Genomic DNA, 23,474 nt, shown 5'->3' on the forward strand with positions numbered 1-23,474 from the left:
ACAAACAAATCATCAACCACAATAACGACATATCGGTTTTTCATGACGATACTATCCGTATATCATCACCTGTTATCCATTAGCCATCGCTACAATATCCTTCCCGTCCAGAATCCAGCGGCCGGTACCACGGTTTACCGTATTGATCATGGCTTTACCTATTTCCTCCAGCGTAATAAACCCTTTGGAGTAAATCAACCTGCCAATGGGATACATCCAGGCAATGTATTTATAAAACGACAGGGTATTTTTTGCCCCTTTAAAGCTTTTCATAAATCCGGGCCTGAAATTAAACACCTGCTTAAAGGGCAGCTTCATCAAATCATTTTCGGTTTTACCTTTTACGCGCGCCCACATGCTGCGGCCTTTTTCTGTGCTATCAGTACCGGCGCCCGATACATAACAAAAGGTCATATCAGGATTGATACAGCTCAATATTTCCGCCACATGCATGGTAAGCAGGTAGGTTACTTTATAGTAAGCCTCCTCGCTCATGCCAACAGATGAAACCCCTAAACAAAAAAAGCAGGCATTGTACCCTTGCAGCTGATCCTGAATGGGAGTGAGGTTAAAAAAATCGGCATGGATAATTTCCTTTAATTTAGGATGCGTAATGCCGCTTGGTTTCCGGTTAATGATCAATACCGATTCAACCTTATCGCTCAATAAACATTGATGCAATACACCCTCGCCTACCATGCCTGTGGCGCCTGTTATAATAGCCTTTATTTTATTATTTGTTTCCATGATACTGATGTAGCCGACTATAGGTTTAAAATATTGTATCTTATTGCAGATTTATTTACCTATTCCTATACCGTGTGTTAATTATATGTTACAATACAAACAATTATATAACCATAACGCTTTAACAATAAATTAGTTGAAATGCCGAAATGGTTAAAGATAACCTTAAAGATCGCCGGGGCGCTCGTGGGTTTAATTATAATTTTGTTTATTGCCCTTACTGTTTATGTTAATTATAATAAGCAGAAGGTGCTTGCTATGATCACCTCCGAGCTCAATAAAAATATTAACGGCACACTAACTATCGGCACTATTGACCCAACACTATTTAAAGGCTTCCCCGGCGTATCTGTTGAGTTGAAAGATGTGGTATTGAAAGATAACCGCTGGGCCGAACATCATCATACCTTACTCACCGCCAAAGATCTGGAAGTGTCGGTAAACGCATCAGCCCTTTTAAAGGGCGAAGTAGTGATTAATAAAATAGATATCAGCAATGCCGATATCGACCTGTTTACCGATAGTACTGGCTACAGCAATACATCGATATTTAAAGCAAAACCGAAAGTTGAAAAAGACCCTAAAGAAAAACAAACCAGCTCTTCAACACAAATCGGCAGGTTTTCATTAAACAAGGTAAACTTTGTTGTTGACGACCGCCATGCTTACAAACTGTTCAAATTCGCGGTGAATGATATCGAGGGGCGGATGGAGTATCCTGCCAAAGGATGGAATGCAGGTATCGACCTGAATACTATGGCAAACAGCTTTTCCTTTAACACCAGAAAGGGAAGCTTCATGAAAAACAGACTTTTAAAGGGACATTTTGATATCAGCTATGATGATAATTCGCAGGTTATTAATGTGGCACCTAATAATTTAAATATAGGCGATAATCCGTTTACCGTAGGCGCTCAATTTAACCTCAAATCACCCGAAACTGATTTTACCATCAATCTTAAGGTAGACGATATTTTGTGGAACGATGCCGCTAACCTACTGGCTGCCAACATCACCAAAAGCCTCAAAATGTTCGATCTGACAAAGCCAATTGATGTTACCTGCGACCTGAAGGGAAGCTTTGGGGGCGGCGGCGATCCATCCATTTATGTTACGGCTAAAGTAAAAGATAACATATTGAAAACCCGTGGAGGCACTATCGAAAATTGCAGTTTTAACGGCATATTCAGCAATAACTACATCAATGGCAAAGGTTTAAATGATGATAATTCGGTCATTAAGCTTTATCATTTTAACGGTAGCTATAAAGATATTCCTTTTACTATTGATACCGCGTTTATCAACAACCTGAACACACCGGTGGCTACAGGGATTTTCAGATCACACTTTCCGGTTACCAAACTTAACCCGGTTATAGGTGATGAAAGCCTGAGATTTACCAAAGGTATTGTTGATTTAAAACTGGCCTATAAAGCCGATATTGTAAATTTCAAATTCACCAAGCCCTTTGTCACCGGCAATGTGGACATTAAAAATGCCGATGTTAACTACCTGCCCCGGGGGCTGGTGTTCAAAAATAACTCCATTGCTTTGAAATTTACAGATAAAGACCTTTATATCAATAATATCCGTCTTCAAAATGGCAGTAGTATAGTTTATATGCAGGGTAAGGTGAGCAATTTTTTGAACCTGTATTATACCGCGCCCGAAAAGATCCTGATAGTATGGCAGATTACCAGTCCCCAAATCCGTTTGGGCGAGTTTTTGGGATTCCTGAATAGCCGGCAAGGATCAGGGGAAAGCAGCGGTGGCAGCGGCAACAGGGGCATAAGCCGTGCTGCGAGTAAAAGGGTAACCAACCAGTTAAATACCGCTTTTGATAAAGGGCAGGCCGAACTTCACCTGCGTTTAGCTAAAGTATATTATAAAAAGTTTTTAGCCACCAATGTAAACGCTGATATTTTACTGGCCGATAATACCATGAAAATGCGCAATGTAAGCCTTAAAAGCTCGGGCGGATCATTAAACTTAAGCGGCCTTGTGGTGCAGGGGCCAACCAACAATTTTGCTATCAGTACCACCATTAACCATGTGAATACTAATACATTCTTTGCATCGTTTAACAATTTTGGGTTAAAGGATTTTACGAGTGATAACCTAAGGGGCTTCCTTTCGGCAAGGACTGATATTAAGGGGGCCATCAATAACGCGGGTAACCTGGTGCCTAAATCAATAAGGGGAACCGCGATGGTAAACCTGAAAGAGGGTGCCCTGGTCAATTTTTCGCCGATAAAAAGTGTGGGTAAATTTGCGTTTCCCTTCCGCGACCTGGATAACATTACTTTTGGCGACCTGAAAGCCCAATTTGATATCAATGGTGATAAAATCAAAATAGCCCCGATGCAAATTAACTCCAGCGTATTGAATATGGATGTGGAGGGTGTTTACTCCTTATCGCGCGGCACCAATATCGCGTTGGATGTACCCTTACGCAACCCTAAAAATGACAGCAAAATTGAGGACGAAACCCAACGCAATAAAAAACGTATGAAAGGTATCGTACTGCACATACTTGCTACTGATGGAGATGATGGAAAAATAAAAATTAAATGGAATAAGAACCATAAAAAAACAAAGGCAGACAATGATGACCAGAAGACAGATGATACCCAGCAAGCGCCCGAACCTAAACAAGATTAGCTTAAGTTCACGAAATCTTCACATTAACCGTTGTTTCATGGTGTTTAAATGACACTATAATAGCAAATAAATGCTTATCTTTGTGCCGTTCATTATAGGGTAATATGTTGATTAAACATTTATTGGTTAGCACATTATTTTAAAACTTTTAAACCGCTCGTTCCTTACAGCAATAATATCAGAAGAAAACCCTCGTTTTAAATATTAAATACTTATCCCGGGTTCACAAATAAAGAAGGAAGCAAAGTTTAATGTAGTCTGTTTTACCTCCGGTTGTTTAACCCGGCACATGTATCTTATTGAACCGTTTTTAGCTTAATAATCTGTATTAAAAAATGAGACAACTTAAAATATCCCAATCAATCACTAACCGTGAATCAGCATCGCTCGAAAAATACCTGCACGATATTGGCAAGGTAGATTTGATCACAGCTGAGGAGGAAGTGATCCTGGCGCAAAAGATTCGTGAGGGCGACCAGGTAGCGTTAGAACGTTTGACAAAAACTAACCTTCGCTTTGTGGTATCGGTTGCTAAGCAGTACCAAAACCAGGGCCTTACCCTGGGCGACTTAATAAACGAAGGAAACCTTGGTTTGATTAAAGCAGCAAAACGCTTTGACGAAACCAAAGGTTTTAAATTTATTTCATATGCCGTATGGTGGATCCGTCAGTCAATCCTGTCGGCCATTGCCGAGCAATCACGTATTGTACGTTTACCATTGAACCAGATTGGTTCATTGAGTAAAATCCATAAAGCAGCTTCAAAACTGGAGCAGGAATTTGAAAGACAACCAACACCCGAAGAACTTGCAGACAACCTGGAAATTTCGGTTGATAAAATTGCCGATTCAATGAATAACGCCGGCAGGCAGATTTCAATGGATGCGCCTTTTATCCAGGGTGAAGAAAACACCTTGCTTGACGTATTGGCCAGCTCTGATGCTGCAACTGATACCGAAGTAATGGCCGATTCATTGTCACAGGAAATTAAACGTTCGTTAGGTATCCTTGCCGAACGTGACCGTGAAGTGCTGATGTTATTCTTTGGCCTTGGTGGCCATGCACCTCACTCGTTAGAGGAAATAGGTGAAAAATTTGATTTAACCCGCGAGCGTGTCCGCCAGTTGAAAGACAAGGCTTTGATGCGCTTACGTCACAATTCAAAATCAAACCTGTTGCAATCATACTTAAACTAATCCAGGAATATCCGCCTGAGTTTTTATACCAAAAACGCGAATGAGTAAATTGTTCGCGTTTTTTTGTGGGTGTAGTTTAAGAAGTTTTTTTATTCTCCCCTCAAAGGCCCCGGTCATGGTTGCCACCATCAACAAATATAGGGTGATCCTTGCCAATCAAGTCACTTTAGTGCTTTGTCTTTTACATAATAAAACCCATGCCTTTTTTAATGGAACCGCCAGCCTATCCCTACCTGAAAAGTCTGATAAGTTTTACTATAATTCCCCAGGCCTGTGCTGATTTGATAAGGTTTGAGTAACTGATAATTGCCACTGATGTCAAATTTTCGGATATGCAGGGTAACACCGCCCGTGAATCCAATATTGATCTTATTCAGGCTTGTACTGTTCAGCGCCGATTTGATCTCCGCGCTATGGTATACGGTATCACGGAGATCCGCTATCGGCGCAAGTTTTGTGCTGACGGCGGATTGTTTAAGCGGAAAGCTGATAACCGGCCCGGCTTTGATGCTTAGCAAGTTGGATAATTTATATTCAACCGTGGTGGGAAGATCTAAAACAATTACTTTTCGGGCATCTATCACCGTAAAAGGCGGCAGAGAATCGGGGCGATAATAACTGTCATGAGTAAAGCTGCCAGAAAGAGACCGGTAAGTATTAATCCGAACTCCTGTATTGATTAATAATCGTGACGTTAAAGCGTAAGCACCAAATCCGCCGAAATAAAAACTACTGCTATTACCGCCACCAAGGTTTAACCCTGTTTCTATCCCATAATTGTACTGCGGTGTTATAATTTCCTGGTGACCCTTAACTTTAAACAGCTTGTTTTTCATCGGTTTGGCATTAGTTTCTTTTGACTTCGCCACGTTTTGATTGCCTGTCGTCTTTTTTTGATTGTGCGGTTTATTACTGTTACCGATACTGGTTTCACTCTGTTGTTTATCGTTCCTGACTGTTAAGCTTGCGTCATCGGCTCCTGTATCACTATTTCCTACCTTTCCGTTAGGTGCCGGCAGTAATTGATTGGGCGGAAGAGAGGGCATAGCAAGCTGGTTATTTTTCAGGCTTTGATTTGCGGCGACATTAACATTGGCCTTATTGGTTGCCGTTAAATTATTGTCAACAAGTGGCGCACCCTTTGATTGAACATTTGGTAACCCGGTAAATGAAGGCTTGTTCCCTGCAGCATGAACGAAATTGTTATTATGCCCCGCTGTTTGTTTTCCCTTTTTAGTGGTAAGATCGGCGCTGGTTATTTTGAGTCCAGGATAATGGATGACGGTTCCTGTTTTGTTATGATTATGCGCATAGGAGGCATTTGCCCGCAGTACATTCCTGCCTGAATAAACTGTTGATGGCTTTGGACTTGAACTATCCGCGCTAATAAATTCCTTCGGTGGGTGCCCCGGGGATTGCGGCTTTTGGCTGTCATTAGCAACACCCGAAGTATCATTTACCGGGGTTATAGACTCAACTGTATCCGCGTGGTTTTGTCCCGCTATGCTATCTGCATAAACCAAACCGATTTTTTTTATGGAATCGGCCCGGTGATCGCGGAGCTCCCTTGTCTTATTGGTTTTGCTTTGATCGGATAGCGTTAATTTGTAATACATACCGGCACCAACGATAACAACAACCGGCAATATATATCTTAAAAATATTTTGATCAGCTTTGTTCCGAATGAATAATCAGGCCGACTGGCCGGGGTACTGCTAACAGGCATTTGTTCGTCAAGCAAAGCCTTCATACCCGCCCATTCAGAACCTGTCTCCCTTACAGGCAGTTCGTCCAGCTTCTTAAGCCAAAGTTTTTGATACCATGCTGAATTTTTCATGTTGTCTTTTTGGTTTCAGTTGGTTGATCAATACTATTGGGGGTGGATTGCAGCATTGCCCTGAGCTGTTTCTTAGCTTCAGACAAATGCCATCTGGAAGTGCTCTCACTGATGCCCACCTGTTCAGTGATCTCTTTATGGGAATAGCCATCAATCACGTAGAGGTTAAACACCAGTTGTGTCGCTGCGGGTAACCGGCGGATCTCCTTCAGGAGATCTTCCGCATACAATTTACTCAAAACAGTCGGTGCGATAAAAACATCTGCAATTTCTTCCTGGCTGTTTACATCGTTAAACTTAGCTTCTTTCCTTGCCAGGTCGATGCAGCACCTGACCATGATCGTCCTTATCCAGGCCCCTAAAGCTCCTCTTTGTCCGTCAAATAAGGTTATATGCTGAAATACTTTTAAAAACCCGGCATTTAGCGCTTCCTGAGCAAGTTCATCCGACTTTAAATAACGGAAACATAAGCGCAACATTTCGGCATGAAAAAGTTTATATAAACTTTCCTGGGCCTGCCTGTCGTTGGCTTTACAGCCTTTAATCAGCTTGGTATCCGGCTTAGCAAACAAATTCATCCAGGTAGTTCAATTGTCGGGTATATATCAGTTTCCAGTAGGATTACGCAGCCCGTAAACCAAACGCTGGGTTAAAATAATTTTTTTTTATAATATATTTTTTTGCACAGAACGGTATGTTTTACCAGCGTTTTTTTCCCGACAGACGTAATGTTGATAAAAACATGCAAATATGTTCTATCAGGAAAGTTACGGCCGCCACAGTGAATGGTATAATCAGCATTTCCCGACAAGGGAGTCCAAAATAAACCACTACCTAACGGCAAAGTCTGCAGGGAGCGGCCACATCGCGCACTGGATACAGCAGATTTTTTTTAATTGCCTTGATCCTTTACTTGTAGAACAAGGCCAAAACTGGCTCACTGTAGGAGATGCCTATGGATTTGACGCGCAGTATATTTTAAACAAAAACTGTTTGGCGGTGGCCACAGATCTGAAAACTGATTTTTTAGCAGTGGCAAAAGATGAAGGCATCATCTCGGCATACGCCGCCGAAAACGCGGAACACTTATCTTTTAAGGATAACACGTTTGATTATGTGCTTTGTAAAGAATCATACCACCATTTTCCAAGGCCCTATGCCGCTATTTATGAAATGATCCGGGTGGCTAAAAACGGGATCATAGTCATTGAACCGCAAGACCCGGTTTCCAAAATACCCATACTGTTATTGCTTCAGAACCTGTTGGCCTCAAGGCCCCGGCTCCTTCATAAAGTATGGCCAAACCGGTTTTCATTTGAACCGGTTGGCAATTTTGTTTATAAAGTGTCGGAAAGGGAATTTGAGAAGCTCGCAGCCGGTTTACACCTGCCAATGGTCGCCTTTAAACATATTAACCCCAATTTTTATTTCAAAGGGGCCGACAGCATAATAGCCGACCGTGCAAACAGGCAATTTTTATCGATCAAACGAAAAAAACAACTATTGGACTTATTGGTCAGGTTTAAGATTATACCAGGGCAGGTATTAGCAACCGTCATCTTTAAACAGATGCCGGATGAAGGTACCATTAAAATGCTTAGAGCAGACGGGTATAAACTGATTAACATTCCCGCAAATCCATACCTCGGCGATACCATATAGCCCAATAAGGTTTTTGATTTGACTTAATGTGTTTTATATTTGGCAGGCCTGCTTGCCGGGAAGCCACGCTGTGCGTGGTAAGCTTGCTCCTGTTGGTGTTGTCACCATAGGTGTTCGGAAGAAATAAAAAAGCGTTGGATTTAAAAAAGGAATCCCGCCAAAAAAAAAAGCCTTCCAAACTAAATTGAAAGGCCTTCCTCAACATCTGCACATTTAAAATCTGCACATCTGCAATCAAAAATTTATTTCATCAGTTTGATAAAGTCATCAAACAAATACCTTGAATCATGCGGACCAGGTGATGATTCCGGGTGATACTGTACCGAAAATGCTTTTTTACCTTTTACACGGATCCCTTCTATCGACTGGTCGTTCAGGTTAACGTGAGTGATCTCCACTTTATCCGAAGCACGCACTGCTTCTGGCACTACGCCAAAACCGTGGTTTTGTGAAGTAACCTCACAATGGTTAATGATGATATTTTTTACCGGATGATTTAAGCCGCGATGACCGTTAAACATTTTTTGAGTTGGGATATCGTTAGCCAAAGCCAGCAACTGGTGCCCTAAACAAATACCGAACATCGGTTTATCAGCAGCTAAAATTTCTTTTACTGTTTCAACCGCGTAAGGCATAGCAGCAGGATCGCCGGGGCCGTTTGAGATAAAATAACCTGTTGGGGCAAAATCCTTTTCCATTTCGGCATAGGTTGTTTTTGCCGGGAATACTTTGGCGTAAATCTCGCGCGAATCAAAGTTACGCAGGATGTTTTTCTTTACACCAAGATCAAGCACCGCTACACGGTAAGGCGCTTCTTCATTACCAAAAGTATAAGTTTCGGTAGTTGATACCTGCGATGAAAGCTCAAGGCCATCCATTGATGGTACCAGGTCTAGCTTTGCTTTCAGCTCATCCAAATCAAGGATCTCTGATGAAATGATAGCGTTCATGGCACCTTTATCACGGATATGGCGAACAAGCTTACGGGTATCAATATCAGAAATACCCACAATATTTTGTTCCTGGAAATAATCCTGTATCGATTCATCAGCCTGTTTACGACTGTAGGCAATGTTATAGTTTTTACAAACCAGGCCCGCAATCTGGATCCTGCCCGATTCTACTTCTTCATTAGCAATACCGTAGTTACCAATGTGCGCATTGGTGGTTACCATAATCTGCCCAAAATAAGAAGGGTCGGTAAAAATTTCCTGGTAGCCGGTCATGCCGGTATTAAAACAAATCTCGCCGGTGGTGGTACCCATTTTGCCCGCGGCTTTACCATAAAAAACGGTGCCGTCGGCAAGCAGCAGTATAGCCGGTAATTTGGTGAAATAGTTCATCGCTTAAAAAAATTGAAAGGGTTAAATGATCGGATTGCCTGGTTCAAAGCCCCGTGAAAACTGATAGAAATAATGAAGTAAGGAACTTCCGGATTCACGGCGCAAAAGTAGAAAATAATTTCGGATTTCGGATGTGGGATTTTGGATTTATTTTAATTTCGGATTTCGAATGTGGAATTTCGAAATTATTTTTTGATTTCGGATTTCGGATGTGCGATTTCGGAATTGTTTTGATTTAGAATGAGGAATCGGATTTGATTTGGATTTCAGATGTAAAATTTCGGAATTTGTTAAGTTAACGGGCAAACTGTTTCACGATAGCATAGCAAAAAAATAAAAAATCCGAAATCGAACATTCGAAATCCGAAATCAATATACGACATACCAGAAAAATCGCATCCGAAATCAAAATTCCGAAATCCGAAATCATACGTACCTTTGCATCGCCGATAAAACATTTATCAATGTCTGTAAATAAAGAAATAAAGCGAATCACCACCAACACCATCCAGGAGATGAAGGTTCGTGGCGAAAAGATCTCTATGCTTACCGCATATGATTATTCAATGGCTACTATAGTTGATGATGCCGGGACTGATATCATCCTTGTTGGCGATTCGGCCTCAAATGTGATGGCCGGGCATGAAACTACGCTACCTATTACCCTTGATCAGATGATCTATCATGCATCATCTGTTGTACGCGCGGCAAAACGTGCGCTGGTGGTTGTCGATCTGCCATTTGGCTCATACCAGGGCAATTCAAAGGAAGCTCTAAATTCTGCCATCCGCATCATGAAGGAAGCCGGGGCCCATGCTGTTAAAATTGAAGGCGGTGTGGAAATAGCCGAATCGGTTAGCCGAATCCTGACAGCCGGCATCCCGGTAATGGGCCACCTTGGCCTTACGCCACAATCGATATATAAATTTGGCACCTACACCGTACGCGCCAAACATGAGGCCGAAGCACAAAAGCTGCGCGAAGATGCCCTTAAGTTGCAGGAGCTTGGCTGCTTTGGCATAGTACTGGAAAAAATCCCCGCCAAACTGGCTCAGGAAGTATCTGAAAGCCTGCAGATTCCTACAATAGGTATTGGCGCAGGGCAGCATTGTGATGGCCAGGTATTGGTGATTCATGACATGCTGGGTATTAATAAAGGCTTTAAGCCCCGCTTTTTGCGCCAATACTCCAACCTGTATGATATTATGCACGACGCGATCAAAAATTATAATACCGACGTAAAAAGCAATAGCTTCCCTAACGAGAAAGAACAATATTAATTAGCTTATAGTTGATAGTTCATAGATCATAGCAAAAAGGATGGCTATGAACTATCAACCATGAACCATGAACTAAACACAAATGCCTCGCCCTGAATTTAATTATAGCAGCAACGACATTACCGATAAGGATGTCCTTTATGAGGATAACCACCTTATTGCCATAAATAAGCGCGCGGGCGATATTGTGCAGGTTGATGAAACCGGCGATGAGCCGTTAGATGAAAAAGTAAAAAAATACATCGCCCAAAAATACAGCAAACCCAATGGCGCGTTTTTAGGCGTAGTACACAGGCTGGACAGGCCTGTAAGCGGTGTGATCCTGTTTGCTAAAACCAGCAAGGCACTCGACCGTATCAACAAAATGTTTAAAGCCCGCGAAATGCATAAAACCTATTATGCAGTAGTTCGCAAAAAGCCATTTCCCGAAGAAGGCACCCTGGTACACTGGCTGGTAAAAAACTCACAAAAAAACGTAACCAAAGCCCATGACCGCGAAGTACAGGGCAGCTTACGTTCAGAGCTGAGCTATAAATTGGTTGGCGAACTAAACGGATATTATTTAATTGAGGTTGACCCGATAACCGGCCGTCCGCACCAGATCAGGGTACAGCTTTCAACTTTGGGTTGTCCTATTGTTGGCGACAATAAATATGGTTATCCCCGTGGCAGTCTGCGCAAAAGTATTTGCCTGCATGCCCGTAAACTAACTTTTGTACACCCTGTTAAGAATGAACCCGTTGCCATTATTGCACCTGTACCACGCGATGGTTTTTGGGAAAAGTTTGAGGGAATGATGGTAGGGTGATTGGTGTGGTGCGGTGGAAATATCACAAGTGCTGGGAAGACGCAGATCAGTTGAAAATGGTGGAAAAAAAGCCATGTCATTTCGAGGAGGAACGACGAAGCAATCTCGTAGCTATACAGAGCGGACACGCATTAGCTACGAGATTGCCACGCTGCGCTCGCAATGACCTGTTTTTAAGTATTCCCATTTTCAAACATCTGTAATGACAACACTGACCACAGGCTAAATTTATTATAGCATTCCGTTTATACAACCTTATCTACATATTAACCACCTCATTCCAAATCCTTACATCAACCGGAATGCCTTCCCTTAAATTCTTCTCCCTTGTTCTTAAAGTACCTTCTCCCGGATAAGAGATCGAGGCTCCTTCATATTCGGGCATACTGGTTTTGGTATAATCAATAATTTCATTGATCAGGCTTTCTGTTTGCTCGCTATTATCTGGTCTGATGCAGATAAACACCTGCGATATCCCAGTCTCGTGCTCACTTTTGGTGATCTCTGCAGTAGAGTCACCACCACTTAGGATAGTAGCTAACATATCGAGCACCAACGATAACCCCGATCCTTTCCAAAATCCAACGGGTAAAATCCGCTTCGATTTTAATATAGCAGCGGCATTTGTGCTGAGTTTCCCTTCACCATCATAACCACCCGGCAGCGGAAGCGGCTCGTTGTTATTAGCAGCATATTGCTTCAGCTTCCCAACAGCATATTGGGATATGGCCATATCCAAAACAACATGTCCATTTTTACGGGGTACAGCAATAACCAGCGGATTATTACCAAGCCGCGGGTTAACACCTCCCCAGGGTGGCAGGTTAGCAATAGTATTTGTGAATGATATACTGATAAAACCTCCTTCTGCAGCCTGCCAGCCATAAGTGCCGCCACGCATCCAATGATTGGTGTTCTTTATTGCCACACAGCCAATACCATTCTCCGCGGCAAGTTCCATTGCCCTATTCATGGCAAAGCGGGCGTTTAATATCCCCGGCCCAAGGTTACCGTCCCATTGTTCCATAGCCCCAAAGGCAGTTACCTTAGCAGGATCGGCATCGATATTTATAAGGCCATCTTTAACATATTTAACAAAAACCGGAAAACGGTTTAAACCATGCGTATAAACTCCATCCCTGCTGTTTTCGGCAAAAACAGTTGCTATAACTTCGGCTTTATCTTCAGTAAAAGCCAGTTCTGACAGCACTCTTTTCAATTCTGCTTTAAGTTTTTCAAAAGGAACAAGCATAGATTTTGAAATAAATTTTATTTATAACGTTTATTACAGTGTACTGATGCAAGGTAATCAACCATATTTTATAATTTTGCCTCTAATTAAATGAAAAGAACTCCGCTGTTGTTTTTCCTGTTTTTAATAAGCGCTGCGCTGATTGTCAATTCATGCAAGAAAGATAACTTTAGCCACATTCCTGCCTTAATGGCCGGAAAATGGCAACTCGCCTCTATAACAGTTACCAATTATGTTGGTGACGCCCAAATTTCGTTGGATACCTTAAATCAAACCTGCAGTATTATTCAGCATTTTACATTCAATGCTGATAATTCATGCAATTACACCAACTTTCAATGCACTGCCGATTCGACAGTAGGCCGTTGGTCGCTTTCAGATAATAAATTATTTTTAATTTCAGATATGGTTTGTAAGGATACTACCAAATCTTCGGGCGGTACCTCAAAACCATTTGCAAACAGTAAAATAGTTACTTTAGGTAATTATTCGCTGGTATTGGAAACGGGGGATGTTGAACCTAATTATTCGGCAACAAAAAAACGACGAATTATGCGCTACGGGTTTATCAGGCAAAAAACAACCGCAACACAATAGCATAAAATGTTTTCAAATTTTAAAATGGTTTTATTATAATAGTTTCAATACCAAGTAAACGATCAGCCCGATGAAACTATTGTAGCTTCATCTCCGTTGAAAAACATATTATCGATGAAAAAAAGAATTGCCATTTTCGCTTCAGGGTCCGGTTCAAACGCTCAAAAATTAATGGAGCATTTTAAACGTAATGCCGATGCCGAAGTTGTACTGATACTTACCAATAACCCACAGGCTTACGTTTTACAACGTGCCGATAATTTTGAAGTACCCTCGCACATTTTTGGCCGCCACGAATTTTATGAAACCGACGATGTTATACGCCTGCTGAAAAACCTGCAGGTTGACCTGATTGTACTTGCCGGCTTTTTATGGCTTGTACCACAATCGCTACTGAAAGCATTCCCCAATAAAATCATCAACCTGCACCCTGCCCTGCTCCCCAAATATGGCGGCAAAGGCATGTATGGCGACAATGTTCACCGCAAAGTTTTAGAAGATAAGGAAGAAGAAAGCGGCATCACCATCCACTTCGTAAACGAAAACTTTGACGAAGGCGAGATCATTCATCAATCAAAATTCAAAATAGAACCCGGCGACACACTTGAGATCGTAAAATTTAAAGGGCAACAGTTAGAGCATAACCATTTCCCTAAAGTGGTGGAGGCGCTGTTGAAGAAGATGAAGAGTTGATTGTTTAGTGATTAGAGGTTGGAGGTTAGAGATTAGGCTTTCTTTTTAGTTTTAAGGTTAAGTTTATTAAAAATATCTAAGTTTCAGGATACTTTATGGGAGCTTTTACTGATCTGGAAGTTTGGAAAAAGGCTCGTTTATTACGAAATAACATTACTGAATTAGTTAAAACGTTTCCTGCCGAGGAAAAATATCGCTTAACAGATCAGATCATTCGTTCATCCCGCTCTATCGGGAACAATATTGCCGAAGGACACGGCAGATTTCATTATTTAGACGCTTCCAAATTCCTGGTTAATGCTCGTGGATCCGCGGCAGAAACTATCGACATCTGATAATTGCCTTTGATAATAGCCTCATAGATGATCAAACATTAAGCAGCCTGCGGCAAGATTGTGAGGAGTGCATGCGCATGATTAATGGATATATTTCCTATCTAAAGAAGCAACCCGACAATTAACACCTTCAAAAATACACTTTTCAAGAAGCGTATTTCCAAATCTCTAGCCCCCAATAGCTTCCAAAAACATTGATTAAAAAAAACTAATCTCTAACCTCAAATCTCTAATCACTAATTACTACCTTTGCGGCTCAAAAAACAGCGTGTACATGAGCCAGTCAGTTCAAATAAAAAATGCTTTAATTTCTGTTTATTACAAAGACAATTTAGAGCCCATCATTCATGAGTTAAACCGCCTTGGTGTAAATATCTATTCAACCGGTGGAACCGAAACTTTTATCCGCAATTTAGGTGTAAATGTGATCCCGGTTGAAGACCTTACTTCATACCCTTCAATCCTGGGTGGTCGCGTTAAAACCCTGCACCCTAAGGTTTTCGGTGGTATTTTAGCCCGCAGGAGCTTTGATGGCGACAAACAGCAATTGGAGCAATATGAAATTCCTGAAATTGATTTGGTAATTGTTGATCTGTATCCGTTTGAAGAAACTGTACAATCAGGCGCCGGTGCCGAGGATGTGATCGAAAAGATCGACATCGGCGGTATTTCTTTGATCCGCGCAGCTGCAAAAAACTTTAAAGATGTAGTGATCGTAGCTTCAAAAGATGACTACGCCGGCCTGGAAAATATCCTGAAAACGCAGGAAGGTGCTACCACAATCGATCAGCGCCGTTCATTTGCTCAAAAAGCATTCAACATATCGTCGAACTACGATACGCATATTTTTAACTATTTTAACGAAGCCGAGCCGCTTCCGGTATTTAAACAAAGTATCCAAACCAGCCAGGTTTTGCGTTACGGCGAAAACCCACATCAAAAAGGAACTTTCTACGGTAACCTTGATGCCATGTTCAACAAACTGAACGGTAAAGAGCTTTCATACAACAACCTTGTTGATGTTGATGCTGCTGTTGCTATTATTGATGAGTTCACTGAACCTACTGTGGCTATTCTTAAACATACCAATGCCTGCGGAGTGGCTTCACGTTCATTTATTAAAGAAGCCTGGATCGATGCTTTAGCTTGCGACCCGGTATCAGCTTTTGGTGGTGTTATTATTGCCAATGCTGAGATCGACGCTGAAACCGCTACCGAAATCGACAAGATATTTTATGAAGTGCTGATTGCTCCGGCGTTTACTGATGAAGCGGTACAGATCCTTTCAGGTAAAAAGAACCGTATCCTGTTGGTTCGCCAACCTGTTGAACTGCCTGTTAAACATTTCAAAACTTTATTGAACGGCGTAATTGAGCAGGATAAAGATGCGGTTATTGAGGGACCGGCCCAAATGACAACCGTTACAGAAAAAGCTCCTACCGAGGCTGAGTTGAAAGACTTGTTCTTCGCCAACAAAATTGTAAAACATACCAAATCAAACACTATCGTGTTTGCTAAAAACAACCAGCTAATGGCAAGCGGCGTAGGCCAGACCTCAAGGGTTGACGCATTGAAGCAAGCAGTGATCAAAGCACAAAGCTTTGGCTTCGACCTGAACGGCGCGGTAATGGCATCTGATGCTTTCTTCCCGTTCCCGGATTGTGCCGAACTGGCTGCTGAAGCAGGCATCACTGCCATTTTACAACCGGGCGGATCAATTAACGACAAGCTTTCGGTTGCCATGTGCAACGAAAAAGGTTTAGCGATGGTGACTACCGGAGTTCGTCATTTTAAACACTAATTTTAAAGGTTGACCGGGGTGATTAGGTGAGTAGTTTATTAGGTTAAAAACGTTTGATTGAAGAGTAGGGATTGATTTGGTGAAAAGGGAAAATGTTTTTAACCTGTTTTAACTTAATTTACCTGTAAATCCGGTCAACCACTTAATAAATAAGCTCTATCAACCCAACCCCAACACAATAAATGTGATTTTTTAACGCTTAAGTTTGCAAAATGCTAAACTATTTAAGCGTATTTTTATAAACTTTGCATAACATACTGAAAGAAATACCAGATGGGTTTATTTAACTTTTTTACACAAGAAATTGCTATCGATTTAGGTACAGCAAATACCCTCATTATACATAACGATAAAGTTGTTGTTGACGAACCCTCGATCGTGGCGTTCGACAGAACAACCAATAAAGTGATTGCCATAGGCAGGCAGGCCATGCAAATGGAAGGTAAAACGCACGATAATATCCGTACCGTGCGCCCGCTAAAAGATGGTGTAATTGCCGACTTTAACGCTGCCGAGCACATGATCCGCGGGATGATCAAAATGATTAACCAGGGCAAGGGGTGGTTCTTTCCATCGCTGCGTATGGTGATCTGTATCCCTTCGGGTATCACCGAGGTAGAGAAACGCGCTGTGCGTGACTCGGCCGAGATTGCTGGCGCTAAGGAGGTTTACCTCATCCACGAGCCAATGGCTGCTGCCGTAGGTATTGGTATCGACGTGGAAGAGCCGATGGGCAACATGATCATCGATATTGGTGGTGGTACTACCGAAATTGCCGTTATCGCATTATCGGGTATCGTTTGCGATCAATCGATCCGCGTAGCGGGTGATAATTTTGATTCGGACATTGTTCAATATATCCGCCGTCAGCATAACATCATGATTGGCGATCGCACTGCCGAGAAAATCAAAATCGAGGTTGGCGCTGCCCTTCCTGAGTTGAGCGAGCCGCCGGGCGACTTTGCCGTACAAGGCCGTGACCTGATGACCGGTGTACCAAAACAGATCATGGTATCATACACCGAAATTGCGCATTGCCTGGATAAATCAATCTCAAAGATTGAGGAAGCGATATTGAAAGCATTGGAGATTACGCCGCCTGAGCTTTCGGCCGATATTTACCAAACCGGTATCTATTTAACCGGTGGCGGTGCATTACTGCGCGGCCTGGATAAGCGTGTGGCAGCCAAAACCAAACTTCCTGTTCACGTTGCCGAAGACCCTCTTCGCGCCGTAGTACGCGGAACCGGCACTGCCCTTAAAAACATTGGCAATTTTAAATTTTTAATGCAGTAATTTAGATGTGAGATTTTAGATATGAGATATGAGACACCGGTTATCGATGTTTTTTGATCTCATATCTCACGTCTCATATCTCAAATCTAATCTAAGCAATGCGTAACCTTTGGATATTTATAACTAAGTATAACGCGTTTTTTTTATTCCTGATTTTTGAGATTAGCTCGCTGCTTATTTATATCAAATACAATTCGTTTCAAAAGGCATCTTTTATTAATTCAACCAGCAAGGTAACAGGTACACTGTACAGCCAGGTTGATGCACTAAAAGAGTATCTGTCATTAAAAGAAACCAATGACAGCCTTGCCCGCGAAAATGCAAAGCTTCGGGGCCAGCTCAAAGTATCTATGTATGTTGATAGTGTTGAAAAGCACAAGGTTAATGATACTGTTTACAAACAACAGTACAGTTATATTGTAGCCAAAGTCATCAATAACTCTTTCAATAAACGCAGCAACTATATTACTATTAACCGGGGTAGCAGGGATGGCATACAAAAAGATATGGGTGTAATAACCGGGGCCGGTGTTGTAGGCCAGGTTATTGATGTAACGGATCATTTAGCTATTATCCAATCAGTTTTACACAAAAACACCCGCTTCAGTGCCATGCTTACCAGCACTAAAGACATTGGCTCATTTGTGTGGGGCAATGACCTCGATCCGCACAAAGGTTTACTGATTGATATCCAGAATAACGCCCAGCCAAAAGTTGGTGAAACTGTAGTTACATCTGGCTACTCACTTTTCCCTACAGGCATACCGTTTGGTAAAATAACTAACCTGCATGCTAAGGGCGGCGGTTTGCTTATTAATGTTGAGGTGGCTTTAGCTGTTGATTTTACAAAGCTTCAATACGTTTACGTGGTAAATAACAAATTTGCCGGTGAACAAACGGGACTGGAGGCCGTACAAAACAAAAATGAGTAGGACTATCCTTGTTAATCTCGCCAGGTTTATTGTGCTGGTTTTTATGCAGGTTTTCCTGTTAAAAAACATCACCTTCTATAATCTTGCTACGCCATATCTTTATATACTGTTCATCCTGTTGCTCCCGTTCGAGGTTCCCAACGCGTTGCTATTCGTGCTGGCTTTTGTTACCGGGTTAAGTATCGACGCCTTTTATGACACACCGGGCCTGCACGCCGCAGCCTGCGTTGTACTGGCCCTTGTGCGTGTTTTATTCATTAGCATAACCGTACAAAAAGATGGCTTTGACAACGAGCCGGAACCCACATTGAGCATCATGGGTTTCCGCTGGTTTTTTACCTATGTTTTGATACTCACTTTATTCCACCATTTTTTCCTGCTTAATTTAGAGGTTTTTAGTTTTTCTGAAATACAATACACACTAAGCCGTGTTGTTTTGAGTTCATTGTTTACCGTATTTTTAATACTAATTTCGGGCCTGCTATTTTTCAGAAGGAAAGAACGTAAATGAATAAGTTTTTTGAACGCCGCTACGTTGTTACCGGTATCTTTATAGCTATTATTTTAGCCCTGCTGGGAAGGCTTTACTATATCCAGATAGTGGATGACCGCTATACCATATACGCCAATAGCAATGTAAGGCGCACTACCATACTTTACCCCGCCCGCGGACCAATACTTGACCGTAACGGCAAAATCCTGGTACAAAACGAACCTATTTACGACGTAATGGTTAACCCCAAAGAGGTTAAGCCGTTTGATACCCTGCTTTTTTGCAAGATGATAGGTATTGATAAAGAAGGGTTTGATAAACGCTTTATTAAGGCCAAAAGGCAATCGCCCAATACAGCGTCAATATTTGAAAAACAATTATCTGTAGAGCTTTATGCGGCCCTCCAGGAAAAGCTTTTTGAGTTCCCTGGTTTTTCCATTGTTCCCCGTACTATACGTACCTATCCCGATTCTGTAGCAGCGCAGTTTTTGGGCTTTATTGGTGAAGTTACCGACAGGGACATTAAACGCTCAAACGGCTATTATCGCCTTGGCGACTATATTGGCGTTACGGGGGTTGAAAAAGCTTATGAAAATGTGCTTCGCGGTCAGCGTGGTGTGCAGGTACAAATGGTTGATTCGCACGGCGTATTTAAAGGCTCATTTGCAAATGGCGCCCTCGATACCGTGCCGCAATCAGGCAAGCGCCTTACCTCATCATTGGATATCGACCTGCAAAGGCTTGGCGAAAAGCTGATGCAAAACAAGCTGGGTGGTATTGTGGCTATCGAGCCATCATCGGGCGAGATCTTATGTTATGTAAGTAGCCCTACTTATGATCCCAACCTGATGGTAGGCCGTCAGCGAGGCAATAACCTTGCTAAAATGTATAATAACCCGTATAAGCCATTCTTCATCAGGCCTATACAGGCGCAATATCCTCCAGGCTCATCATTTAAACCACTAAGCGCACTTATCGCCCTGCAGGAGGGGATCATCAACCCCGGCGAAACTTTTTATTGTACTGGCAGTTACAGAGTGGGGAACCGTATTGTACACTGTAACCATGGCGAAGCGCACGGCACCGTAAATATGGCCAGAGCCGTAGCCGAATCATGTAACGGCTACTTTACGATGGTATTTCAGCGCATTGTTGACCGGTACGGAGTAAAAAATACGGAGGCCAATTTCATCGCATGGCGAAATAACGTAATGAAATTTGGCCTTGGCGCCCGGCTTGACCTGGATATGCCGGCTGAAAGCCGGGGCAACGTGCCAACTCCTTTGCACTATGACAACGCTTATCATAAAGGAGGCTGGCGTTCAAGTACCATTGCTGCTTTGGCTATAGGCCAGGGCGAGTTATTAGCAACCCCACTGCAATTGGCTAACCTGGAGTGTACCATTGCCAACCGAGGTTTCTTTTACAAACCGCACCTTATTAAGGCTATCGGTACCGAAAACGTGATCAAGAAAGAGTACGTAGAAAAAAACTACGTTGGGATAGATTCGGGATATTTTGAACCGGTTATTAACGGGATGCAGCAAGTGGTGGAAAGCGGCACCGGTATCAGGTCAAAAATTCCCGGTATTATTATGTGCGGCAAAACAGGCACAGCGCAAAACCCACATGGCGAAGATAACTCGGTGTTTGTGGCTTTCGCTCCGCGCGATAATCCTAAAATTGCAATAGCCGTTGTTGTTGAAAATTCGGGAGAGGGCGCACATTGGGCGGCTCCTATTGCCAGTTTCATCGTCGAAAAATACTTAAGAGGGAAAGTTACTCCGCGTGAATCCGGAATCACCGTTGATTACTTTGCAAATGCCAATCGCCTGCCTGATCTTACCCTATATGCGCAAGATCTGCAAAAAGAACGCAGACGCGACAGCATCAGGGCAGCAAAGGTTGATTCAATTAAGAAATTCAAAGCTGATTCAATTAAGAAATTCAAAGCCGATTCGATAAAAAAAGAACGGCGGGAAGCGGCTTACAATAACAAGCCGGCAAACTGGATTAAAACACTAACAGGTGGGAGGACAGGCAAGTCATGAGCACTCAGCAGCGTAGTTTCTTTTTTAATGTAGATTGGCTTACCGTTTTTTTGTACCTGGTGCTTTGTACCATTGGCTGGTTCAATATCCATGCAGCAGTTTTTGATGCCAACCATTCCAGCATTGTTGATACATCCACTAATTACGGTAAGCAGTTCATTTACATTTGCGTATCAATTGTAGTTGGCATTGTAATATTGCTACTCGAAAGCCGGTTTATTGCCGCTTTAGCCCCAGCATTTTACGTGGTGATAGTTTTGCTGCTGATACTGGTGCTGATAATAGGCCGAAACGTGGGCGGTAATCAGGCCTGGATCAATATGGGAGGAGGGTTCAGGTTACAGCCCTCGGAGTTTGCCAAGTTTGCTACCTGTTTATTGCTTGCGCGATATTTAAGCGGCACCAACATTCGTGTTACCGATCCCAAGTCATTTTTAATGGCCGCGGCTATTATAGGGTTCCCGATGCTGCTGATCATGCTACAGCCAGATACTGGCTCAACACTGGTGTTCTGCTCCCTGATATTTGTTTTATACCGCGAAGGGCTTTCACCTTATTTCCTGATCATAGCGGGCTTATTTATCACGCTCTTCGTCACGTCGCTACTGTACAACCCGCTTTATATTATCCTGATACTGGCTGCACTAACAGCGTTCATTATCTTTTTATTTAAACGTAACAGGCAGCTTATTAAAACTGTGGTTATTGGCCTGGCCATTTGCATAGCATTTATATTTAGCGTAAAGTTTATCTATCAGCACGTTTTAAAGAAACACCAAACAGAACGTATTAACATATTGCTGGGTATCACAACCGATTTAAGGGGAAAAGGGTACAACGTAAATCAATCGAAAATAGCTATTGGCTCCGGGAAACTCTGGGGTAAAGGTTATTTACATGGCACACAAACCCAATACTCATTTGTACCCGAGCAAAGTACCGACTTTATTTTTTGTACCGTTGGTGAAGAATGGGGATTTGCAGGCTCGTTGACGGTGATTAGCCTTTTCATGTTCCTGATATTACGCGTTATCCTTATCGCCGAGCGGCAACGATCTCCTTTTACCCGTGTTTATGGCTATGGCGTAGCTTCAGTACTATTCTTTCACGTGGTGATCAATATCGGTATGACTATCGGTGTAGTGCCCGTAATCGGGATTCCATTGCCATTCATCAGCTATGGCGGGTCCTCATTGCTAAGTTTCACCATGCTCCTGTTCACGCTCATTAAACTTGACTCAAACAGGAAATCGAACGTTTAATTTAAGTCAGAAGTCTTGAGTCGGGAGTTTGAAGTCAATAGTCTCGAGTCGAAAGTCTTAAGTCGGAAGCGGATAAATGTTCTGTTTAAAAGCGGATTCAGCCTCCCTTCATCCGAAATTCAACTTTCGACTACAGACTTATGACTTATCACTTAAGAAGCAGGGTACCTTCTTCTCAGCAATGCATAAAATTTATCGGCTGTTGAAGCTTTACTTTCCCAGTTGTTTTTAACTACGTAATTTGTTTTCAGGAAACGCTCTGCTTCTTCAAAGGTGCTGAAGCGGTTTACTATTTCAATAGCCTCGCTATAAGCCAGGCTGTAGCCGTTAAACAGATCTTTTATATAAAGCAGTTTATCATTAAGGTTGATAGCTGATTTCAGGTCGGTAACCGGCAATTCAGCAGTAGTGTTTGTTGCTGTATTAGCCTTCTCAGCTTTTTGGGCCATTATCCTTTGATTAAAGGTTAATACCTGCTGGCTATTGGTATCTGCGGCAGGAGCAGTTGCCGTAACGGGCTCCGTCGCTGGTTTTACAGGCTCAATTACAGGCAATGGTTTAGGCTGTTCGGCTATAGGAACCACTTCAACAGGTTTTTCGGGAAGCTGGCTTATCAGCTCTTCCTGCTCAAACCGGTCGGCTTCATCATCCCAGGTATCAGCTTCATTTAAATTAAGTTCAAAGCCGCTTCCCTCAGGAATTTCCTGTTGAAACGAATAACTGTCTGTATCTTTTTCAGCAGCAACATTTATCTGTGGTTCGGGAGTATCTTTTACCTCGGGTTTGGCATCAACCACTTCTATCTTTACCGGGTTGTTAAACGGCACAGGGGCTACAGGCTCAACATCATTGGTAAGTTCAATTTTATCAACCGGAACAGGAACGTTCTGCTGTTGCACTACCGGCTCAAAAAAACGCTGTTCATATAAAGCTTCCTGCTTTGCCGGCGGCGGCGTTACAGGTAGGGGCGGGGCTACCGGTGTTGCCGTTTTTGGCTGCTCAGCTATGGGTTCCGGCTTATCTGCAATTGGTGCAGGGACTACCGAGCGTTCGTTGATACGGCGCAGAATTTCGGCATGGTCTTTTAAAAAATGGGCGTTGGCTACAAAAAGCTCTAATTCAAGTTCATTTAGTTCGCTGGGATCAGCAGAAAGGTAGTCGTATTGATCATTAAGCTCCTTTAAAATCCCACCTATCTTTTTAAATACATCCATTTGCTTCATAGCC

The 23,474-nt window shown here is 42.5% G+C and carries 21 protein-coding genes; 15 read left to right on the forward strand and 6 right to left on the reverse strand.

The features are described from left to right. Positions 1-72: 72 nt before the first annotated feature. Positions 73-747 (reverse strand): NAD-dependent epimerase/dehydratase family protein, encoded by a 675-nt coding sequence (locus tag ACEN9X_RS06570; protein WP_413669637.1) that lies wholly within the window; start codon positions 745-747, stop codon positions 73-75. Between the two features lie 141 nt (positions 748-888). On the opposite strand from ACEN9X_RS06570, the gene ACEN9X_RS06575 reads away from it, so the two are divergent. Then, entirely contained in the window at positions 889-3,408 is a 2,520-nt protein-coding gene (locus ACEN9X_RS06575; RefSeq protein ID WP_413669638.1) for an AsmA-like C-terminal region-containing protein, read from the forward strand. Positions 3,409-3,743: 335 nt separating this feature from the next. Beyond that, positions 3,744-4,604, forward strand: coding sequence for an RNA polymerase sigma factor RpoD/SigA (locus ACEN9X_RS06580; protein WP_090528912.1), 861 nt, complete (start codon positions 3,744-3,746; stop codon positions 4,602-4,604). 206 nt (positions 4,605-4,810) lie between these two features. Here ACEN9X_RS06580 and ACEN9X_RS06585 read toward each other — a convergent pair whose 3' ends face one another. Together ACEN9X_RS06585 and ACEN9X_RS06590 are read right to left on the reverse strand one after the other, a co-directional pair. Then, positions 4,811-6,442: a hypothetical protein gene (locus tag ACEN9X_RS06585; protein ID WP_413669639.1), complete on the reverse strand. Its 1,632-nt coding sequence runs from the start codon at positions 6,440-6,442 to the stop codon at positions 4,811-4,813. Further along, entirely contained in the window at positions 6,439-7,020 is a 582-nt protein-coding gene (locus ACEN9X_RS06590; protein WP_413669640.1) for an RNA polymerase sigma factor, read from the reverse strand. The genes ACEN9X_RS06585 and ACEN9X_RS06590 overlap by 4 nt, the downstream gene beginning before the upstream one ends. Positions 7,021-7,192: 172 nt before the next feature. Between ACEN9X_RS06590 and ACEN9X_RS06595 the strand changes: the two genes are divergently transcribed. Further along, complete coding sequence (locus ACEN9X_RS06595) at positions 7,193-8,104, forward strand: class I SAM-dependent methyltransferase (RefSeq protein ID WP_413669641.1); 912 nt, start codon at positions 7,193-7,195, stop codon at positions 8,102-8,104. A 242-nt stretch (positions 8,105-8,346) separates the two neighbouring features. On the opposite strand, the gene carA is transcribed toward ACEN9X_RS06595, so the two are convergent. Further along, positions 8,347-9,447: a glutamine-hydrolyzing carbamoyl-phosphate synthase small subunit gene (gene carA, locus ACEN9X_RS06600; RefSeq protein ID WP_413669642.1), complete on the reverse strand. Its 1,101-nt coding sequence runs from the start codon at positions 9,445-9,447 to the stop codon at positions 8,347-8,349. 464 nt (positions 9,448-9,911) lie between these two features. On the opposite strand from carA, the gene panB reads away from it, so the two are divergent. Further along, positions 9,912-10,727 (forward strand): 3-methyl-2-oxobutanoate hydroxymethyltransferase, encoded by an 816-nt coding sequence (gene panB, locus ACEN9X_RS06605; RefSeq protein ID WP_090528921.1) that lies wholly within the window; start codon positions 9,912-9,914, stop codon positions 10,725-10,727. A gap of 82 nt (positions 10,728-10,809) precedes the next feature. After that, entirely contained in the window at positions 10,810-11,535 is a 726-nt protein-coding gene (locus ACEN9X_RS06610) for an RluA family pseudouridine synthase (RefSeq protein WP_413669643.1), read from the forward strand. Between the two features lie 259 nt (positions 11,536-11,794). Here ACEN9X_RS06610 and yiaK read toward each other — a convergent pair whose 3' ends face one another. Further along, on the reverse strand, positions 11,795-12,787 hold the full coding sequence (gene yiaK, locus ACEN9X_RS06615) for a 3-dehydro-L-gulonate 2-dehydrogenase (RefSeq protein ID WP_413669644.1): 993 nt from the start codon (positions 12,785-12,787) through the stop codon (positions 11,795-11,797). Positions 12,788-12,877: 90 nt separating this feature from the next. On the opposite strand from yiaK, the gene ACEN9X_RS06620 reads away from it, so the two are divergent. From ACEN9X_RS06620 to rodA, 10 genes are all read left to right on the forward strand, one after another. Continuing rightward, complete coding sequence (locus tag ACEN9X_RS06620) at positions 12,878-13,384, forward strand: DUF5004 domain-containing protein (protein ID WP_413669645.1); 507 nt, start codon at positions 12,878-12,880, stop codon at positions 13,382-13,384. A 114-nt stretch (positions 13,385-13,498) separates the two neighbouring features. Continuing rightward, positions 13,499-14,077 (forward strand): phosphoribosylglycinamide formyltransferase, encoded by a 579-nt coding sequence (purN, locus tag ACEN9X_RS06625; protein ID WP_091218552.1) that lies wholly within the window; start codon positions 13,499-13,501, stop codon positions 14,075-14,077. 95 nt (positions 14,078-14,172) lie between these two features. Then, complete coding sequence (locus ACEN9X_RS06630) at positions 14,173-14,412, forward strand: four helix bundle protein (RefSeq protein ID WP_413669646.1); 240 nt, start codon at positions 14,173-14,175, stop codon at positions 14,410-14,412. A 47-nt stretch (positions 14,413-14,459) separates the two neighbouring features. Further along, positions 14,460-14,537 (forward strand): hypothetical protein, encoded by a 78-nt coding sequence (locus ACEN9X_RS06635; RefSeq protein WP_413671117.1) that lies wholly within the window; start codon positions 14,460-14,462, stop codon positions 14,535-14,537. Positions 14,538-14,686: 149 nt separating this feature from the next. Beyond that, entirely contained in the window at positions 14,687-16,213 is a 1,527-nt protein-coding gene (gene purH / locus ACEN9X_RS06640; RefSeq protein ID WP_413669647.1) for a bifunctional phosphoribosylaminoimidazolecarboxamide formyltransferase/IMP cyclohydrolase, read from the forward strand. A gap of 273 nt (positions 16,214-16,486) precedes the next feature. Continuing rightward, the gene (locus tag ACEN9X_RS06645; RefSeq protein ID WP_090528947.1) at positions 16,487-17,509 is read left to right on the forward strand and encodes a rod shape-determining protein; all 1,023 of its coding nucleotides are present in this window, start codon (positions 16,487-16,489) and stop codon (positions 17,507-17,509) included. Between the two features lie 98 nt (positions 17,510-17,607). Next, positions 17,608-18,441 carry a rod shape-determining protein MreC gene (gene mreC / locus ACEN9X_RS06650; RefSeq protein ID WP_413669648.1) on the forward strand — a complete coding sequence of 278 codons (834 nt, stop codon included), beginning with the start codon at positions 17,608-17,610 and terminating at the stop codon, positions 18,439-18,441. Continuing rightward, positions 18,434-18,952: a rod shape-determining protein MreD gene (locus ACEN9X_RS06655; protein ID WP_413669649.1), complete on the forward strand. Its 519-nt coding sequence runs from the start codon at positions 18,434-18,436 to the stop codon at positions 18,950-18,952. Before mreC ends, ACEN9X_RS06655 begins: the two co-directional genes overlap by 8 nt. Beyond that, complete coding sequence (gene mrdA, locus ACEN9X_RS06660; RefSeq protein ID WP_413669650.1) at positions 18,949-20,985, forward strand: penicillin-binding protein 2; 2,037 nt, start codon at positions 18,949-18,951, stop codon at positions 20,983-20,985. Before ACEN9X_RS06655 ends, mrdA begins: the two co-directional genes overlap by 4 nt. Then, positions 20,982-22,247, forward strand: a complete 1,266-nt coding sequence (gene rodA, locus ACEN9X_RS06665; RefSeq protein WP_413669651.1) for a rod shape-determining protein RodA — start codon at positions 20,982-20,984, stop codon at positions 22,245-22,247. Before mrdA ends, rodA begins: the two co-directional genes overlap by 4 nt. Positions 22,248-22,399: 152 nt before the next feature. On the opposite strand, the gene ACEN9X_RS06670 is transcribed toward rodA, so the two are convergent. Continuing rightward, positions 22,400-23,470 carry a hypothetical protein gene (locus ACEN9X_RS06670; protein ID WP_413669652.1) on the reverse strand — a complete coding sequence of 357 codons (1,071 nt, stop codon included), beginning with the start codon at positions 23,468-23,470 and terminating at the stop codon, positions 22,400-22,402. Between the last annotated feature and the right edge of the window lie 4 nt (positions 23,471-23,474).

It is taken from the genome of Mucilaginibacter sp. Mucisp86 (assembly GCF_047324315.1).
GTDB lineage: Bacteria > Bacteroidota > Bacteroidia > Sphingobacteriales > Sphingobacteriaceae > Mucilaginibacter.

Coding starts and splice junctions, on each gene's coding strand:
- ACEN9X_RS06655 (WP_413669649.1), top strand. CDS start 18,434: ATGAGTAGGACTATCCTTGTTAATCTCGCCAGGTTTATTGTGCTGGTT.
- ACEN9X_RS06575 (WP_413669638.1), top strand. CDS start 889: ATGCCGAAATGGTTAAAGATAACCTTAAAGATCGCCGGGGCGCTCGTG.
- panB (WP_090528921.1), top strand. CDS start 9,912: ATGTCTGTAAATAAAGAAATAAAGCGAATCACCACCAACACCATCCAG.
- ACEN9X_RS06595 (WP_413669641.1), top strand. CDS start 7,193: ATGTTCTATCAGGAAAGTTACGGCCGCCACAGTGAATGGTATAATCAG.
- purN (WP_091218552.1), top strand. CDS start 13,499: ATGAAAAAAAGAATTGCCATTTTCGCTTCAGGGTCCGGTTCAAACGCT.
- ACEN9X_RS06630 (WP_413669646.1), top strand. CDS start 14,173: ATGGGAGCTTTTACTGATCTGGAAGTTTGGAAAAAGGCTCGTTTATTA.
- ACEN9X_RS06580 (WP_090528912.1), top strand. CDS start 3,744: ATGAGACAACTTAAAATATCCCAATCAATCACTAACCGTGAATCAGCA.
- ACEN9X_RS06670 (WP_413669652.1), bottom strand. CDS start 23,470: ATGAAGCAAATGGATGTATTTAAAAAGATAGGTGGGATTTTAAAGGAG.
- mreC (WP_413669648.1), top strand. CDS start 17,608: ATGCGTAACCTTTGGATATTTATAACTAAGTATAACGCGTTTTTTTTA.
- ACEN9X_RS06610 (WP_413669643.1), top strand. CDS start 10,810: ATGCCTCGCCCTGAATTTAATTATAGCAGCAACGACATTACCGATAAG.
- ACEN9X_RS06570 (WP_413669637.1), bottom strand. CDS start 747: ATGGAAACAAATAATAAAATAAAGGCTATTATAACAGGCGCCACAGGC.
- ACEN9X_RS06585 (WP_413669639.1), bottom strand. CDS start 6,442: ATGAAAAATTCAGCATGGTATCAAAAACTTTGGCTTAAGAAGCTGGAC.
- ACEN9X_RS06590 (WP_413669640.1), bottom strand. CDS start 7,020: ATGAATTTGTTTGCTAAGCCGGATACCAAGCTGATTAAAGGCTGTAAA.
- ACEN9X_RS06620 (WP_413669645.1), top strand. CDS start 12,878: ATGAAAAGAACTCCGCTGTTGTTTTTCCTGTTTTTAATAAGCGCTGCG.
- carA (WP_413669642.1), bottom strand. CDS start 9,447: ATGAACTATTTCACCAAATTACCGGCTATACTGCTGCTTGCCGACGGC.
- mrdA (WP_413669650.1), top strand. CDS start 18,949: ATGAATAAGTTTTTTGAACGCCGCTACGTTGTTACCGGTATCTTTATA.
- yiaK (WP_413669644.1), bottom strand. CDS start 12,787: ATGCTTGTTCCTTTTGAAAAACTTAAAGCAGAATTGAAAAGAGTGCTG.
- ACEN9X_RS06645 (WP_090528947.1), top strand. CDS start 16,487: ATGGGTTTATTTAACTTTTTTACACAAGAAATTGCTATCGATTTAGGT.
- rodA (WP_413669651.1), top strand. CDS start 20,982: ATGAGCACTCAGCAGCGTAGTTTCTTTTTTAATGTAGATTGGCTTACC.
- purH (WP_413669647.1), top strand. CDS start 14,687: ATGAGCCAGTCAGTTCAAATAAAAAATGCTTTAATTTCTGTTTATTAC.